Source organism: Nostocoides vanveenii, from assembly GCF_039531165.1.
GTDB lineage: Bacteria > Actinomycetota > Actinomycetes > Actinomycetales > Dermatophilaceae > Nostocoides_A > Nostocoides_A vanveenii.
The window spans coordinates 1-14,567 of sequence record NZ_BAAAPN010000052.1; the positions used below are offsets into that span (position 1 = coordinate 1).

The 14,567-nt window shown below is 69.0% G+C and carries 16 protein-coding genes and 1 pseudogene; 9 read left to right on the forward strand and 8 right to left on the reverse strand.

Features of this window, described 5'->3' with window-relative positions; all coding sequences use genetic code 11:
* Positions 1-133: 133 nt before the first annotated feature.
* Positions 134-283, reverse strand: a pseudogene (locus ABD209_RS11460) (4Fe-4S binding protein); the annotation flags it as partial.
* A 224-nt stretch (positions 284-507) separates the two neighbouring features.
* On the opposite strand from ABD209_RS11460, the gene ABD209_RS11465 reads away from it, so the two are divergent.
* Both ABD209_RS11465 and ABD209_RS11470 read left to right on the forward strand, forming a co-directional pair.
* A complete protein-coding gene (locus ABD209_RS11465; RefSeq protein ID WP_344066293.1) occupies positions 508-1,515 on the forward strand; it encodes an amidohydrolase family protein in 1,008 nt (335 codons plus the stop codon).
* A 22-nt stretch (positions 1,516-1,537) separates the two neighbouring features.
* A complete protein-coding gene (locus ABD209_RS11470) occupies positions 1,538-1,921 on the forward strand; it encodes a DUF1440 domain-containing protein (protein WP_344066296.1) in 384 nt (127 codons plus the stop codon).
* Positions 1,922-2,033: 112 nt separating this feature from the next.
* Here the strand turns inward: ABD209_RS11470 and ABD209_RS11475 are convergent, their stop codons facing one another.
* Positions 2,034-2,696, reverse strand: a complete 663-nt coding sequence (locus tag ABD209_RS11475) for a hypothetical protein (RefSeq protein ID WP_344066299.1) — start codon at positions 2,694-2,696, stop codon at positions 2,034-2,036.
* 137 nt (positions 2,697-2,833) lie between these two features.
* On the opposite strand from ABD209_RS11475, the gene ABD209_RS11480 reads away from it, so the two are divergent.
* From ABD209_RS11480 to ABD209_RS11495, 4 genes are all read left to right on the forward strand, one after another.
* On the forward strand, positions 2,834-3,136 hold the full coding sequence (locus ABD209_RS11480) for a nitroreductase/quinone reductase family protein (RefSeq protein ID WP_344066302.1): 303 nt from the start codon (positions 2,834-2,836) through the stop codon (positions 3,134-3,136).
* A gap of 124 nt (positions 3,137-3,260) precedes the next feature.
* Positions 3,261-4,397, forward strand: a complete 1,137-nt coding sequence (locus tag ABD209_RS11485) for an NAD(P)/FAD-dependent oxidoreductase (protein WP_344066305.1) — start codon at positions 3,261-3,263, stop codon at positions 4,395-4,397.
* 29 nt (positions 4,398-4,426) lie between these two features.
* Positions 4,427-5,491 carry a dipeptidase gene (locus tag ABD209_RS11490; protein WP_344066308.1) on the forward strand — a complete coding sequence of 355 codons (1,065 nt, stop codon included), beginning with the start codon at positions 4,427-4,429 and terminating at the stop codon, positions 5,489-5,491.
* Between the two features lie 168 nt (positions 5,492-5,659).
* On the forward strand, positions 5,660-6,097 hold the full coding sequence (locus tag ABD209_RS11495) for an HNH endonuclease signature motif containing protein (RefSeq protein ID WP_344066311.1): 438 nt from the start codon (positions 5,660-5,662) through the stop codon (positions 6,095-6,097).
* Positions 6,098-6,189: 92 nt separating this feature from the next.
* On the opposite strand, the gene ABD209_RS11500 is transcribed toward ABD209_RS11495, so the two are convergent.
* The 3 genes from ABD209_RS11500 to ABD209_RS11510 all read right to left on the reverse strand — a co-directional run bounded on the left by ABD209_RS11500 (position 6,190) and on the right by ABD209_RS11510 (position 7,643).
* Positions 6,190-6,636, reverse strand: coding sequence for a DUF2000 family protein (locus ABD209_RS11500; protein ID WP_344066314.1), 447 nt, complete (start codon positions 6,634-6,636; stop codon positions 6,190-6,192).
* A 121-nt stretch (positions 6,637-6,757) separates the two neighbouring features.
* Complete coding sequence (locus ABD209_RS11505; RefSeq protein WP_344066317.1) at positions 6,758-7,087, reverse strand: tetratricopeptide repeat protein; 330 nt, start codon at positions 7,085-7,087, stop codon at positions 6,758-6,760.
* An 85-nt stretch (positions 7,088-7,172) separates the two neighbouring features.
* Complete coding sequence (locus tag ABD209_RS11510) at positions 7,173-7,643, reverse strand: GNAT family N-acetyltransferase (RefSeq protein ID WP_344066320.1); 471 nt, start codon at positions 7,641-7,643, stop codon at positions 7,173-7,175.
* Positions 7,644-7,866: 223 nt separating this feature from the next.
* On the opposite strand from ABD209_RS11510, the gene ABD209_RS11515 reads away from it, so the two are divergent.
* The 3 genes from ABD209_RS11515 (at position 7,867) to ABD209_RS11525 (ending at position 9,218) form a co-directional block, all read left to right on the forward strand.
* On the forward strand, positions 7,867-8,115 hold the full coding sequence (locus ABD209_RS11515) for a PALP domain-containing protein (RefSeq protein ID WP_344066322.1): 249 nt from the start codon (positions 7,867-7,869) through the stop codon (positions 8,113-8,115).
* 172 nt (positions 8,116-8,287) lie between these two features.
* Positions 8,288-8,524 (forward strand): hypothetical protein, encoded by a 237-nt coding sequence (locus ABD209_RS11520; RefSeq protein ID WP_344066325.1) that lies wholly within the window; start codon positions 8,288-8,290, stop codon positions 8,522-8,524.
* On the forward strand, positions 8,502-9,218 hold the full coding sequence (locus tag ABD209_RS11525) for a M20/M25/M40 family metallo-hydrolase (protein ID WP_344066328.1): 717 nt from the start codon (positions 8,502-8,504) through the stop codon (positions 9,216-9,218). Before ABD209_RS11520 ends, ABD209_RS11525 begins: the two co-directional genes overlap by 23 nt.
* On the opposite strand, the gene nrfD is transcribed toward ABD209_RS11525, so the two are convergent.
* Genes nrfD through fdh form a run of 3 tightly spaced genes read right to left on the reverse strand, consistent with a single transcriptional unit; the run spans position 9,205 to position 14,545 of the window.
* The gene (gene nrfD / locus ABD209_RS11530) at positions 9,205-10,278 is read right to left on the reverse strand and encodes an NrfD/PsrC family molybdoenzyme membrane anchor subunit (RefSeq protein ID WP_344066331.1); all 1,074 of its coding nucleotides are present in this window, start codon (positions 10,276-10,278) and stop codon (positions 9,205-9,207) included. The two genes, ABD209_RS11525 and nrfD, sit on opposite strands and share 14 nt — an antisense overlap.
* The gene (locus tag ABD209_RS11535) at positions 10,275-11,228 is read right to left on the reverse strand and encodes a 4Fe-4S dicluster domain-containing protein (protein ID WP_344066334.1); all 954 of its coding nucleotides are present in this window, start codon (positions 11,226-11,228) and stop codon (positions 10,275-10,277) included. The genes nrfD and ABD209_RS11535 overlap by 4 nt, the downstream gene beginning before the upstream one ends.
* Entirely contained in the window at positions 11,228-14,545 is a 3,318-nt protein-coding gene (gene fdh / locus ABD209_RS11540; RefSeq protein WP_344066337.1) for a formate dehydrogenase, read from the reverse strand. Before fdh ends, ABD209_RS11535 begins: the two co-directional genes overlap by 1 nt.
* Positions 14,546-14,567 lie beyond the last annotated feature (22 nt).

A 14,567-nucleotide genomic window follows, 5' to 3' on the forward strand; every position in this document is an offset into this window, starting at 1 on the left:
GGCCGAGCAGGCGGCCCCTGCTCGGTAACCCACGAGTGTTTGTGAGTGAGGCCCCGGCCCGCAACCGACTCAACCATCCTGAGCGGTCACTCCATACGGTCTAAGAGACAACCTCCACGATTCGGGGGGAACCACAGACCGGCTCGCAGGCGCCGCAGCCGACGCACTCGTCCGGGTGGATGTAGAGCGACCGGCCGCCCTCGTAGATGCAATCGACCGGGCACTCCTCGACGCATGCTCTGTCCTTGACGTCCACGCACGGCTGGGCAATCACATAGGTCACCAGGATCCTCCCATCACTCATTGCAATAGCAGTGCAAGCACTTTCGTTAAATACTCGTGCACTTGTAAATACTCTTTACCCCAAGGAGTTGCCATGAGAACGCCCGGCCTGCGTCCGGCATTCTGGGACGCCTGGCACCTGGCAGTCCCAAAGGATGCTGCTCGTCCTCCACGAGCGAGCCGACGCCGCCGGCAGGGCGGGCATACCGCTGACATGCTGACCCGGTGAATGTCGACCAGCCACTGCATGTCGACGGCGAGCGGCGCGGCCGCGGTGACCTATCGCGCCTTCCTCCCCCTCCGATCGCCATGAGGCCGGGCTCCTCGTCGCTGCCAGCCGGCATCGAGACGCAGGCGTCCGCGGTCGCCGCGTTCCTGGAACGTCACGGCCTTCCCGGACTCGTGGACATCCACACGCATTTCATGCCGGACCAGGTGCTCGCCAAGGTGTGGCACTTCTTCGAGTCGCTGGGGTCAGCCGAGCACCCGAGCGACCTGCGCTGGCCGATCACCTACAAACTCGACGAGGCCGATCGGCTCGCCGTTTTGCGCGCGTTCGGTGTGCGGCGGTTCACGGCCATGCTCTATCCCCACAAGCCGGACATGGCGCCCTGGCTTAACTCCTGGTCATCCGAGTTCGCTTCTCGCACACCGGATTGCGCGCACACGGCTACCTTCTATGCGGAGGCGGGGGCACCGGCATACGTGCTGGAAGCCGTGAATGCGGGTGCGGAAGTGTTCAAGGTGCACGTCCAGGTCGGGGGCTTCGACCCGGCCGATCCGGTGCTCGACCCCGTCTGGGGTCTGCTCGCAGAACGCGGCATCCCCGTCGTCATCCACGCGGGGAGCGGGCCGGAGCCCGGTCGGTATACCGGTCCGGACCCCATCCGCACGATGCTCGCACGTCACCCGCGACTGACACTGGTGATCGCACACCTCGGGATGCCGGAGTATCCGGAATTCCTCGACATCGCTGCTGCCCATCCTCATGTCCACCTCGACACCACGATGGCCTTCACCGACTTCACCGAGGCGCTGATGCCGCTTCCGCGGGACCTGCTGCCGCGTCTGGGCGATCTCGGTGACCGGATCGTGCTCGGGAGCGACTTCCCGAATATCCCCTACCCCTATCTCCACCAGTTGGAAGCGATCGAGCGCCTTGACCTCGGGCGTGACTGGCTGCGAGCCGTCCTATGGGACAACGGGGTTCGCCTCCTGGCCGCGCCGGGATGAGTTAACCGAGAGTTTGTGGAAGGTGCCGTTCCCGCCACGCACACCCGAACGGAATGCGACGAACCCCCCGCAGAAGCTCCTCGAGCAACTCGGCCTGGGCGCTGACACGGTCCACACCACGGTGACCTTCAACGGCAACGACTTGCCGATCTACTCCTTCATCATCCACTTCGCGTTCGCGATCGGTTTCGGCGTGCTCCATTGCGTGGTCGCGGAGTACTACCCACGAATCACCCTGTGGCAAGGCGCAGCGTTCGGATTCGCCGTCTGGGTGGTCTTCCACTCGTCCCCGCGTCGAGCTGATCCGCGGGCGCCGTCACGCCACGGTGATGGGCTGGCCGTGCGGCGAACCGCGCTGGGGCGTCGGGTGGACGCAGACGGGACGTCCCCGGCCGCGAGCGACTAGGAGAGTCTCCAGGGCACGGCCCCGCGCGTCCATCTCGCCCAGTTCGCTGCCTTCGGCGTGGCCCTCGCCATCGTCAGGTGCGTGGTCGCCCGCCATGGCCCCACCCTCTCACTCAGGGGCGAGCAAGGAGGCCGACTTCGACACCGAGGTCGGCGATGGCGCGGCTCTGCCACGAGCGTGGCGTCAGGTGGGCGATGGCCTCGGGGTCGACGGCGCAGATGAGCAGTCGCCGGGGCATCGGGGTGACCACCCGGCCGATCCAGAAGAGCTTGACGGCTTCGGCGACCAACTCCGCGCGCTGCGCGGGGGTCGCCGGGCCCGCAGCCGTCCAGGCCTGCACCAGCACCGAGTTGTCGGTCGCGACGCCGTCGATCCCCACCTGGGCGCCGCTGGGATGACTGATGCGGCGCGGCGCGAGATCGAGACCGAGGCGCCGCCCGAGCTGGGCGATGACATCTCCGTTCGACGCGGCCGTCGGTGCTGCGGCTCGCGCGCGGGCCGGTGCGCGCATGACTGGCGCAGGCAGGTCGAGGTCGAGCATCGACGCGCTCAGGACGTCGGGGCCGGAGATCAATCGGTTGACGATCAACCCGTGCGGGCCGGTGAGGCGCTCGATGATTCCCTCGGTGGCGAGCGCATGGCAGATGGTGTTGACCGTCTGCCGAGGACGCACGCCACTGCGCCTGGAGAGCTCGACGTCATCGAGCGGCCGTGTGCTCGTCCGGATGGCGGTGAGCACTCGCTCCCGGCGCGAGGCGAACATCTCGTTGTCCACGGGGCCAGCCTTCACCGCGACCGGTCGACCGCGCAACCCGGGGTCGGATGCTCCGTCAGGCGTCCGGCCACCCGTCGAGCAGGTGATGAAACTACGCAAGACACCCCTGGGCTATCTGACGACGATCGGCGCCAAGAGTGGGGCGGAACGGACCGTGCCGCTGCGCCTCTTCACCGATAGCCCCCGACTCCTGGCTCGTGGTCGCCAGCCTCGCTGACTCACCGCAGAACCCAGCCTGGCTGCACAACCTGCGCGCCCACCCCGACCAGGTGCGGTTGCGTGTCGGTGCTGCCACCTTCACGGTCACGCCGACCACCCTCCCGCGAGCGGAGCGCGATGAGGTCTGGGAACGCATCGTCACGGAGGCGCCGGACTTCGCGAACTATCAGCGCAGCACCGACCGGGTCATCCCGGTGGTGCGGCTGACCCGTGGTGCCTGACCCCCCTCAGCACAGCAGGGATTGCGCCCTCACCGCCCCGGCCCTGGCGCCATTTTTGACTAGACTGATTGGATCAATCCGTCGTCACCGAACGCCGGCACCCTCCGGACCCGAGGAGCAGGACATGACCCTCGTCATCGTGGGAGCCGGCCTCGCCGGCGCGAGCGCTGCCACCGAACTGCGGGAGCGCGGGCATACGGGAACCATCATGCTCATCGGCGCCGAGGAGCACGAGCCCTACGAGCGTCCGCCGCTGTCGAAGGGCTACCTAATGGGCAAGGAGCCGCTCACGAAGGCCCTTGTCCACGACCGCGATTGGTATGCCGATAACGACATCGACCTGCGCCTCGGCACGCGCGTCACCGCGATCGACGCGGTCGGCCGTACGGTCTCGGTGGGTGAGGAGCAGGTGCCGTATGCCGCCCTCCTCCTCGCCACCGGCTCGCAGCCGCGGCATCTGGCGGTGGCCGACAAGGCCGGCCCGCCGGTCGCCTACCTGCGCACCATCGAGGACAGCGAGCGGCTGCGCGGCGCCCTGACGCAAGGGGCCAGGATCGCGATCGTCGGCGCCGGGTGGATCGGGCTGGAGGTCGCTGCGGCTGCGCGCGAAGCCGGCTGCACGATGACGGTCTACGAGAGCGCGGAGCTGCCCCTGCTACGTGTCCTCGGGCCGGAAGTGGCACAGGTCTTCGCCGACCTGCACCGGGCGCACGGGGTGGACCTGCGGCTCGGGACGTCGGTCACGGCCGCGGATATGGCCGAGGCAGATCTCATCGTCGTCGGGATAGGCGCGATCCCCGACACGGCCCTTGCCGAACAGGCCGGCCTCGACGTCGACAATGGCGTCCTCGTCGATGCCACGCTGCGCACGAGCGACCGCAACATCTATGCCATCGGCGATATCGCCAACCATGAGCATCCGGGACTCCGCCGGCGGATTCGGGTCGAACACTGGGACACGGCGATCGAGCAGGGCAAGGTCGCGGCGCACAACCTCCTCGGCGCCGACGAGACCTACCGGCGGCTGCCGTACTTCTTCACCGACCAGTACGACCTGGGGATGGAGTATTTCGGCAATGTCGGGCCCGAGGGCTACGACCGCGTCGACATCGAGGGCTCGACCGATGTCGCCAATGGCGATGCCTTTCGTGCCTACTGGGTCAAGGACGACATGGTCGTCGCGGCCATGCACGCCAACGACTGGGATGCCACCGACACCCTGCGCGACAGTATCGGCCAACCACAACCGTCCGCGTCCTGACGCCGGCGGCGCATGCCAGCATGCGTCGCATGACACGTGCGCCCGTTGCCGCTCTCGCGGTGGCAGTGGCCGGGTCGGCCGCGCTCTCCGGTCGCCTCCTCGCGGCCGGCGTCTATCGCCGGCTCAACACAACCGCTCTCCCCGGCCCGTATGCCGTTCGCCCCGACGCGCTGCACACTCACCGCAGCGCGACGATCGTCGACCTGCACTGCGACGCGTTGCTGTGGCGTCGTGACCTCGCGCAGCGTCGTCGCTCCGGCCACCTCGATCTGCCGCGCCTGCGCGCGGGAAATGTTGCGCTGCAAGTGTTTGCGGTGACCAGTCACGCTCCGATGGGCTTGAACTTCGAGCGCAATCACCCTCGTCGCGACCTGGTGACCGTCCTGCAGATCCTTCAGGGCCGGCCGGTGCCGACGTGGAGGAGCCGCGTCGCCAGGGCGCTCGACGCCTCCGATCGGCTGCACGCCTTGGCCGCCGCGGATGCGGGCCTGCGGATCGTTCGCACGCGGGCGGACCTGGAGGCTCTCGTTGCCGCGCGCACTGCGGATCCCCGGACAGTGAGCGGCTTGTTCGCCATCGAAGGCGCGCACGCCCTAGACGGCCGGCTCGACGGCCTCGATGAGTTGGTGGCCGCGGGCTTCCGGATGATCGGGCTGCAGCACTTCTTCGACAACGACGCCGGCGGGTCATCGGCGGGCGTGGGCAAGGGCGGCCTGACCGACTTCGGTCGTGAGCTGATCGGCCGGATGGAGACGGCCGGAGTGGCGCTCGACCTGGCGCACTCCTCTGCGGCCGTCATCGATGAGGCCCTGCGCATTGCGACGAAGCCGGTCGTCGTGTCGCACACCGGAGTTCGCGGAACCTGCGACAACTCCCGCAATCTCTGGGACGACCAATTGCGCGGCGTCGCCGCCACCGGCGGCGCGGTCGGCATTGCGCTCTTCGAGCATGCCGTCGGCGGGACGGGAGTCGACGCGGCAGCGCGAGCCATGCGGCATACGGCCGATGTGATCGGTGTCGAGCATGTGGCTCTGGGCACCGACTGGGACGGAGCCATTTCCTGCGCCGTCGACGCGAGCGGGCTGTGCGTGTGACGGAGGCGATGCTGGACGTGGGATTCAGCGGCGACGACGTGCACGCCCTCCTCGGGGGCAACGCGCTGCGCGTCCTACGCGCCACCTTGCCCGAGGGGCCGGCGACGCGCCACCACCCGCACCGTCACCGGCAACGACGCCGACCCGCGCTACCGGATCCCCGAACCCATGGCCCGGCTCGTCCGGTTCCGCGACCGGCAATGCCGCTTCCCCGGCTGCGCGATCAGCTCCCGCTTCTGCGACCTCGACCACGTCACCCCATGGCCCGACGGGCCCACCAGCCCAGCGAACCTGATAGCCCTGTGCCGGCGACACCACCGGCTCAAGCAGTCACCCGGCTGGACGGTCGCGATCCACCCCGACCGAACCGTCACCTGGACCGACCCCATCGGCCGCACCCACACGAGCTATCCCAGGGACCACCTCGGCATCGCCGACGACTGGCGAAGCCTGCCCAGTGCCGACTCGACCGGACCCAACCGCAACGCGGAAGCTCCCCGTCCGGCTCCGGCCGTCCCGTGCGAGATGCCACCCATGCCCGGCGAGACCGCTGATGCCCACCTCAGCCCGCTCGAAGCACACCTGACACGACTCCTGGCTGCGTGAGCGGGCAGTCGGGTCGAAAAGGTCTTGGCACATGAAGTGCCCATCGAGCGAAAGCGCGGGCGGCCCGATGGCGTGCGTGACGGGGCGGCGGATCACGGGTGCAGGCGCGCGCTCTTGATGACCTTGTCGACGGCATTCTTCGGGCCGTGAAGCGCGAGGCCGACCAAGTCGAGCTCGGCGGAAAGCACGGCCGCGACGGCGGGGCGGTTGGCCGCGTCGTAGCCAGTCGCGAACATCTCGCGCGTATAGACCGCGAGCGGAATCCCCCGCGGCACCGCCCGGTCGCGCGCGGACGTCAGCACCTCGCCGCTCGCCTCGAAGACAAGCACGGGAATGCCGAGCAGGGCGAGATACGGCGTGGCGTCGCGATCGGCATACCGCTGGCCGACGAGGTGCGGATGGGCGGCGGCGATCCCGGCACTGAGGAAGGCGGTGACATTCAACTGCTGCCACGGCACCAGGTCGTCGCGGACGGCAATCGCAACCTTGGTGTCGAAGGGCGGACTCAGCGGGTCGCGCAGTACTGCCTGGTCGGACACCGCGCACTACTTCTGGACGGTCGTTGGGATCGCTGAGCGGCGGAAGGAGGCTGTCCGGGGATCTCGGCCATGGATCGACCGCATCCCGTCCAGCCCCTTGTCGCGTGCGGACGGTTGCGCCTCAGGCCGTTTCGCCGAGGGCCGCCGCGCGCGTGAACCACGGCTCCGCCTCGTCACCACGGCCCTGACGCTTCAGCGTGCGAGCGAGCAGCAGCGCGGCGTAGCCGTCGCTGGCGTCCCGCTCGAGGAGATCGCGGGCGGCCCGCTCGGCGCGGCCGAGTTGGGCGGAGTGGTAGTAGGAGCGCGCGAGCAGCTGGCGCGCGTCACCGAGACCGTATGCCGGCGCGTCCTCGCCCAGAAGGCTCTCGAATTCGCGGGCGGCATCGGCATACTGCCGCTGCTCGAAGAGCAGGGTGCCGGTGCGGTAGCGGTCATACGCAGTCAACTGCATGGTGGGCCCTCGGGTCGGGACGGTGGATACCGTCGGGGGTATTAACGAAGCCCGAAGGGGCGGCATTCCTGGGCAGTTTGCGCCATCACACGGCGCGGGTGAGGAAGATGCTGTTCGGGTCGAGCAGATAGCTGCCGAAGGGCGGGCACTCCACAAACCCGGCGGCCCGATAGAGACGGTGCGCGGGCGCGAAGTACGCCATGCTGCCGGTCTCCAAGGACAGCCGGGCAATGCCGCGCTCGCGTGCGTCCTCGACCAGCCGGCCGAGCATGATCCGAGCCAGACCCTGCCCTCGGTGTCCGGGCGCGACCCGCATGCTCTTGACCTCCTCATGCGCCGACTCGATCGCCGCGAGTGCGCCCGTCACGGCGATCTCATCGGCGATCGTGCCGACCCATACGCGAACGCCAGGCGCCTGCAGCCCGCTCAGGTCCAAGGCGTGCCGGCTCTCCGGCGGCGCGGTCGGCGCCATGTCGTCCAGGTGCGCCTGGAGGAAGTCGGCCAGCCAGGGGTCGCCGAAGTCGGCCCGTTCGATCCGCACTCCGTCCAAACGCACGCCGAGACCCTACGTCCGCGCCCGTGCACGCCGCGAGTGGACGATTCGCTGCGTGACCGCCGACTCAGCCTCGCCCCCGGCCCGGCCGTGGGCCAGCGCTCGCCCCGACGCTTCCTTCACGTATGCCGGCACCCCCGCCCCCGGCCCGCGACTTCCATCGCAGCATCCCCGGGTATACCGTGACTCCCCTCATCGACCTCCCCGACCTCGCGCGCCGCTGGGTGTGGCCTCGGCACAAGTCAAGGATGAGTCGGACCGCTTCGGCCCGCAGGCCTTCAAGGTGCTCGGCGCGTCGTGGGCGGTCAACCGCGCGCTGTGTCAGGCCGTCGGCCGGGCGCCGGCCACGACCTTGGCGGGGCTGCAGGAGGTGGCGCGCACACGGCATACGTGCCTGGTCACGGCGACCGACGGCAATCACGGGCGCGCCTTGGCCAGGCTGGCGCGTCATCTCGGCGTGGTGGCCCGCATCTAGGTCCCGGGTGGGCTTCCGGCGAGCACGATCGATGTGATCGCCGGGGAGGGTGCCGAGGTCATCGACACCGGGCTGATCTATGACGCAGCCGTGCATCAGGCGGCGGGCTCGATCGGCGCCCACCTCGATGGCCGGCCTCAACGGCGGGACCGTCTCTGCGACCGCCTGGCCAGTGATCCGATCCGGACTCGATGCCGGCATCGGCGTGTCCGAGGCCTCCTGGGCATTGAATCTCTTGCGCGACAACGGGATCGGTGCGGGCCCGTGCGGCGCGGCGTCGCTTGCGGGCGTCGATGCGGCTCTCGCCGAGCCCGATGGCCGGGCGAGTCTGAGGATGGGTCCCGCGACGCACGTCATCCTGATCAGCACGGAAGGAGCGGCCGCCAATGCCGGATTCGACCCGCGTTGACCGCCTGATCGGATGGCGGCGCGACCTGCACCAGCGACCCGCAACGGCGTTCGCCGAGGACGAGGCCGCCGCCTATGTCGCGGACGTGCTACACGGACTCGGCTTCGACGTAGCCACGGGCATCGGCGGGACTGGCGTGGTGGGGTCGCTGACCCTCGGCCGCGGCGGCCGCGTCATCAGGCTGCGCGCGGACCTGGACGGCCTCCCGCTTGACGAGGTGCCCGGGCGGGCATACGGCTCGCGCAACGCGGGCGCGATGCATGCGTGCGGGCACGACGGGCACATGGCCATGGTGCTCGGTGCAACGGCGGAGCTCGCCCACCTCGCGAACGCCGAGGGTGGCCCGGACGGCGTGGTGCGCGCCGTCGTGAGCTATACCCGGGAGTTCGCGCCCACGGTCAATGACGTCGGGCTTATCGCACTGGTCGTTGCCGCCGCCCGCGAGGCCCTCGGGAGCGTCCGGGTCACGGGCGAGGCACCGGCGATCACGGCGAGCGAAGATTTCGGTGTTTTCGGCGGCCACATTCCCGCGTGCTTCGCGTTCGTCGGCAATGGCACCGAGCCCGGCCGCGGGGGCACACCGCTGCACAGCCGCGACTACGACTTCAACGACGACATCCTCACCACCGGCGTCGACTACTACCTTGCCGTCGTGTCCGCCGTCCTGCGGGCTGACGCGATCAGGCCGTCGTGATCGAGTCGCTGCGCATCCCGGCAGCGCGACGAGCGGCCAGCCGCGCCTTCTGATGGAGGACGGTGTATTTCGGGTCCTTGGCCGACTCGATGCCCGCCTCGACCACCGCGGACCGGGTGTAGGCCGATCCCGCCATCAAGGCCAGACCCGAGAGCGCCGCACCGATCCGGTTGCGGCCGAGCACCGTCGCCCCCAGCGCGCCACCGATGGTCAACACCTCGGCGGCCCTGGCGAGCCGGCCAGGCCGGCCGTGCGCGAGCGGCTCGGCGATCTCGCCGAGCCGCCTGGCCATCAGGTGGTATGCCGTGACATCCGTCGCCGCCCCCATCAGCGCCAGCCGCCGCACCTCGCTCGTCTGCGCTGGCGGCGTGGTGATCATGGCCAGCCCGCACGACGCGGCCAGCGCCGAGCCGGTGAACACGAACGGCAGCTCTCGGTAGCTTTCCTGCCACAACGGGGTGGCTGTGTCCGACAAGAGCACGGCTGTATAGGCAGCCAGCGGCGCCGCGAAGGCGGCGCTGCCGACGCTCGACACGGGTGCGGCTACCTTCACGCCGGCCCCGATGGCCTTCTGCGGCAAGGAATCCCCACGTCCTACGCCGAGAAGATCTGCCGCTTCGACTGCGAACGCGAGCCCGGCGCTTGCGCTGAAGGCACTGAAGATCCACGTCCCCACCGACATCGGCGAGGTCAGCTTGACCGTGCGCATCATGTTGAGGAAACGCTCAGGGCGGCCGAGGTCGGCGACCAGCGCCCCGCCCGACAGGCCGACCGCGGCCATCGCTCCCAGCCGCGCGTTGCGGCGCAGCACGTCATAGCCACAGGCGTGCGCCCACGCCCCGATCAACCCGGACCCGGCGGCCAGGCCACCCAGGAAGAAGTAGGCCGGGATCTCGTTTCCCCAGGGTGCGGGTTTGACGATATGTCGCCCGTAATAGCTGGCAAACTGGGCATCCGGCACCATCACATTGGGATCGCGACGGCGACCCTCGCCACCGCTACGGCGGCGACGACGGGGCAACTCCGGCCCGCGGTCGGCGTCGAAAGCATTGACGGTCATCGGCGCCTGCCGAGGAAGGCGAAGGCGGCAGCGGCGAGCAAACCGGTCGCGGCGAAACCGGCTGCGCGGAACATCTCGGGCAACCGAGCGGTGGCGACGATTGGATCCGGCGGCAAGCCGTAGACCTCCGGCTCGTCCACGAGCAGGAAGACCGAGCCCGTCCCCCCGACCCCGTCATGCTCATTGCCGCCATAGACGCGAGCCTCGGTCAGCCCCTGGGCGTGCAGCACCTCGACCCGCTCGTGCGCCCGCCGGCGCATCTCGTCGTGATCGCCGAACTGTATCGAGGTCGTCGGGCAGGCCTTGGCGCACGCCGGCGTCAGGTCGGCGTCGAGCCGGTCGTAGCACAGCGTGCACTTCTGCGCGACGCCTACCCGCTCGGCAGAACGCTTGTCGGGCAAGGGTTCTCGCCGCTCGATCACCCCGAAAGGGCAGGCCGGCACGCAGTAACCGCAGCCATTGCAGACATCCGCCTGCACCACGACCGTCCCGAACTCCGAGCGGAACAACGCCCCCGTCGGGCAGACGTCGAGGCACCCGGCATGCGTGCAGTGCTTGCACACATCGGACGCCATCAGCCACCGGAGGTCCGGCACCTCGGCGACCGCGGCCTCGTCCGGGGGGCGGGCGGACGGCATACCGAGATCGACGAGCGCGGCACCGCTGCGGCGGGCGTCGGCGATGCGATCGGCGGTCTGCTCGACAAAGGCGACATGCCGCCACGTCGTCGCACCGAGATCACCGGTGTTGTCGTAGCTCATCCCGAGGATCGACAGATCGCCGTCCATCGGCAGCGTGTTCCACTCCTTGCACGCCACCTCACAGGCCTTGCAGCCGATGCAGATCGAGGTGTCGGTGAAGAAGCCCTTGCGCGGCTGCCGATCGGTGCCCCAGCCTGCGTCGCGAGCCGGGTCGGTCGGTCCGGCGAGTTGCTCGTGCCAAAAGCCCATCAGCGTTCCTCCTCTGCGGGTGCCGGCGCGTGTCCCTCCGCGTCGGCCTCGGTGACGAGCGTGTTGTCGGTCATCACCGTTGCGCCGGAACGGGATTGGTATTCCTCGACAAGGCGAAGCAGCGCCTCGCCGCGGGGCCGACGCCCTGGCCGGATGTCGCACGAACCGGCCTTGCTCTCCTGGATCTGGACGTTCGGATCCAGGGCCACGCCGAGCAGGTCGTTCGCCGCGTCGCCCGAGACGACGGCCTCGCGGCCGATTCCCCAGTGGTACGGCAGTCCGATCTGGTGGACGGTATGGCCGCGGACCACCAGCGGCGTCATCCGGTCGGTCACCAAGACTCGCGCCTCGATCGCGGTGCGGGCCGAGATGATCGTCGCCCAGCCATAGGGTTCGAGACCGCGCTCGGCGGCCAGCGCCGGCGAGACCTCGCAGAACATTTCCGGCTGCAACTCCGACAAATAGGGCAGCCAGCGGCTCATGCCCCCAGCCGTATGGTGCTCGGTCAGCCGGTAGGTCGTGAACACATAGGGATAGACCTCCGAGCCGGGCTCGCCCGCCGACGGGCTGAAGAGATTGTCCTTGCGGGGGAAGACGATTCGCGTGGGGCTCTGCTGCTGCGGATAGAGCGGGTTGCGGACCGGACTCTCCTGTGGCTCGTAGTGCGTGGGCAGCGGTCCGTCGACCATGCCGCGCGGGGCGAAGAGCCAGCCTTTCCCGTCAGCTTGCATGATGAACGGATCGTCGCCGGCCAGCCCCGCCGCGCCACCCACACCGAGATCGGGACGATAGGACGGAGCCGTCGTGAGGGGGAAGTCGGGGACATCGTCGCCGGCCCAGGTGCCGCGATCCTCATCCCACCAGACATACCGCTTGCGCTCGCTCCACGGCTTGCCGTCCGGGTCGGCCGAGGCGCGGTTGTAGAGCAACCGGCGGTTCATCGGCCACGCCCAGCCCCAATCCAGGGCGACCTCGTTCTGCTCCTGTCCTGGCCTGCGGTTCATCGATCGGTTGACGCCACCGGCGAAGACGCCGGAGTAGATCCAGCAGCCGCCTGTGGTGGAGCCGTCGGCGCGCATCTCACCGAAGCCGTCAAGCGGCCGGCCGGCCTGGTCCCAGCTCAGATGCACGCCATTGATCTCGGTCAGGACGGCCTCGGGATCGATCTCACCCGAGGCGTCGAGCGGGTAGTCCCAGGTCAGATCGAGCAGCGGCCGGTCGCGCGGGTCTTCGCTGTCGCGCAATAGATGGCGGATTCGCTTGCCGAGTTCATAGAAGAACTCCAACTCGCTCTGGGCATCGCCCGGCGGGTCGATCGCCTTGTGGTGCCACTGGAGCAGCCGCTGAGTCTGGGTGAAGGTCCCGCCCTTCTCGGTGTGGTTGGCGGCCGGCAGGAAGAAGACCTCGGTGGCGATGTCCTCGGTCCGCAGCTCACCGGTTGCGAGTTCGGGGCCGTCCTTCCAAAAGGTCGCGGTCTCGATCAGGGCCAGGTCGCGCACGACGAGCCACTTCAGATGTGCCAGCCCCAGCCGCTGCTGACGCCCGTTGGCCGAGCCCACCGCGGGATTCTGGCCGAGCACGAAGTAGCCGTCGACCTCGTCGTCGAGCATGGCCAGGACGGTTTGGTAGGTCCCGTGCGCTCCGGAGATCCGCGGCAGATAGTCGTAGGCCCAGTCGTTCTCGGCCGTGGCAGCGTCGCCCCACCACGACTTCAATAGGCTGACCGCATAGGCATCGGCATCGGCCCAGAAGCCCTTCTGGCTCTTGCTCCCGATCGAGTCGATGTACTCCGCCCAGGTGTCGTGCAGGCCTGCCATCGGCATGGGGAGATAGCCGGGCAGGATGTTGTAGAGCGTAGGGATGTCTGTGGAGCCCTGAATGCTCGCGTGCCCGCGCATCGCCATCACCCCACCGCCGGGGCGGCCCATGTTGCCGAGCAGCAGCTGCAGGATTGCCGCCGTGCGGATGAACTGGGCACCCAAGGTGTGCTGCGTCCACCCCACGGCATACACGAAGGCCGTCGTCCGCTCGCGCCCGGAGTTCTCGGTCACTGCCCGCGCCAGATAGTCGAAGTCCTCTACCCGGATGCCGCACGTGTCGGCGACCATCGCGGGCGTATAGCGGGCGAAGTGCCGCTTGAGGATCTGGAAGACGGTGCGCGGGTCCTGCAACGTCGGGTCGGTGCGGATCTCGGCGTGCTCCAGCGACGGACCACCGGATCCGAGGGCGTCGCCGGCCGAGCGCGCGGACGCGGTCGAGCCGTGCTCCTCGCCCCAGTCGTCGACGCCGGTGCCCTGCGACCCGTCCGCATAGGCCCACGACGCCGGGTCATAGGCCCCGGTCGTGGGGTCGTAGCCGGAGAAGAGGCCACCGAGGTCCTCGGTGTCCTTGAAGTCCTCGCGGATCAGGTGGGCGGCATTGGTGTAGTGCACGACGTAGTCGGTGAACCACAGGTCGTTGCTCAGCACATGGTTGATCAGCGCGCCGAGCAGAACGATGTCGGAGCCCGCCCGGATCGGGATGTGCTTGTCGGCCGTCGCCGAGGTCCGTGTGAAGCGCGGGTCGACGTGAATGACCTTGGCGCCCTTCAGCTTTGCCTCACCGACCCACTGGTAGGCCACCGGATGGCACTCGGCCATATTGGAGCCCTGGATGACGATGCAGTCAGCGTTGGCGAGATCCTGGACGGCTTGAGTGGCGCCGCCCCGCCCGAACGAGGACCCCAAACTGGGGACCGTTGCGGAGTGTCAAATACGGGCCTGATTCTCGATCTGGATCGCCCCGGCAGCCGTGAAGAGCTTCTTGATCAGGTAGTTCTCTTCGTTGTCGAGCGTGGCCCCGCCGAGGCTGGCGATGCCCATGGTCCGGCGCAGCGGGCGCCCGTGCTCGTCGGTGTCCTGCCAGTGCGCGCGCCGGGCGGCCACGAAACGTTCGGCGATCATGTCGATCGCCGTGTCCCGGGCGAGCGGCTCCCAGTCCGTGCCGCCCGGGCGACGGTAAAGGACCGTCGTGGGGCGTCCGGGGGCGTTGACCAACTGTTCGCTCGCGGATCCCTTTGGACACAACCGGCCTCGGCTGTGCGGGCTGTCGGGATCGCCCTCGATCTGGATGACCTTCTCGTCCTTGACATAGATCCGCTGCCCGCACCCGACCGCGCAATAGGGGCACACGCTCTGCACGACCCGGTCGGCGGTCTCGGTGCGCGCGGTCCACGCTCGGGTCTTCGCCGAGGTCACCGCGGGGCCACGGCCGAGGAAGTCGCCCTGCGTGACCTGGCGCAGCACGGGCCAACTCAGGAAAGTCTTGGTCAGCGACATTGAGGCCACCTGCCGGTCCGGA

Coding starts and splice junctions, on each gene's coding strand:
- ABD209_RS11525 (WP_344066328.1), top strand. CDS start 8,502: ATGCCGGATTCGACCCGCGTTGACCGCCTGATCGGATGGCGGCGCGAC.
- ABD209_RS11490 (WP_344066308.1), top strand. CDS start 4,427: ATGACACGTGCGCCCGTTGCCGCTCTCGCGGTGGCAGTGGCCGGGTCG.
- ABD209_RS11495 (WP_344066311.1), top strand. CDS start 5,660: ATGGCCCGGCTCGTCCGGTTCCGCGACCGGCAATGCCGCTTCCCCGGC.
- nrfD (WP_344066331.1), bottom strand. CDS start 10,278: ATGACCGTCAATGCTTTCGACGCCGACCGCGGGCCGGAGTTGCCCCGT.
- ABD209_RS11505 (WP_344066317.1), bottom strand. CDS start 7,087: ATGCAGTTGACTGCGTATGACCGCTACCGCACCGGCACCCTGCTCTTC.
- ABD209_RS11485 (WP_344066305.1), top strand. CDS start 3,261: ATGACCCTCGTCATCGTGGGAGCCGGCCTCGCCGGCGCGAGCGCTGCC.
- ABD209_RS11535 (WP_344066334.1), bottom strand. CDS start 11,228: ATGGGCTTTTGGCACGAGCAACTCGCCGGACCGACCGACCCGGCTCGC.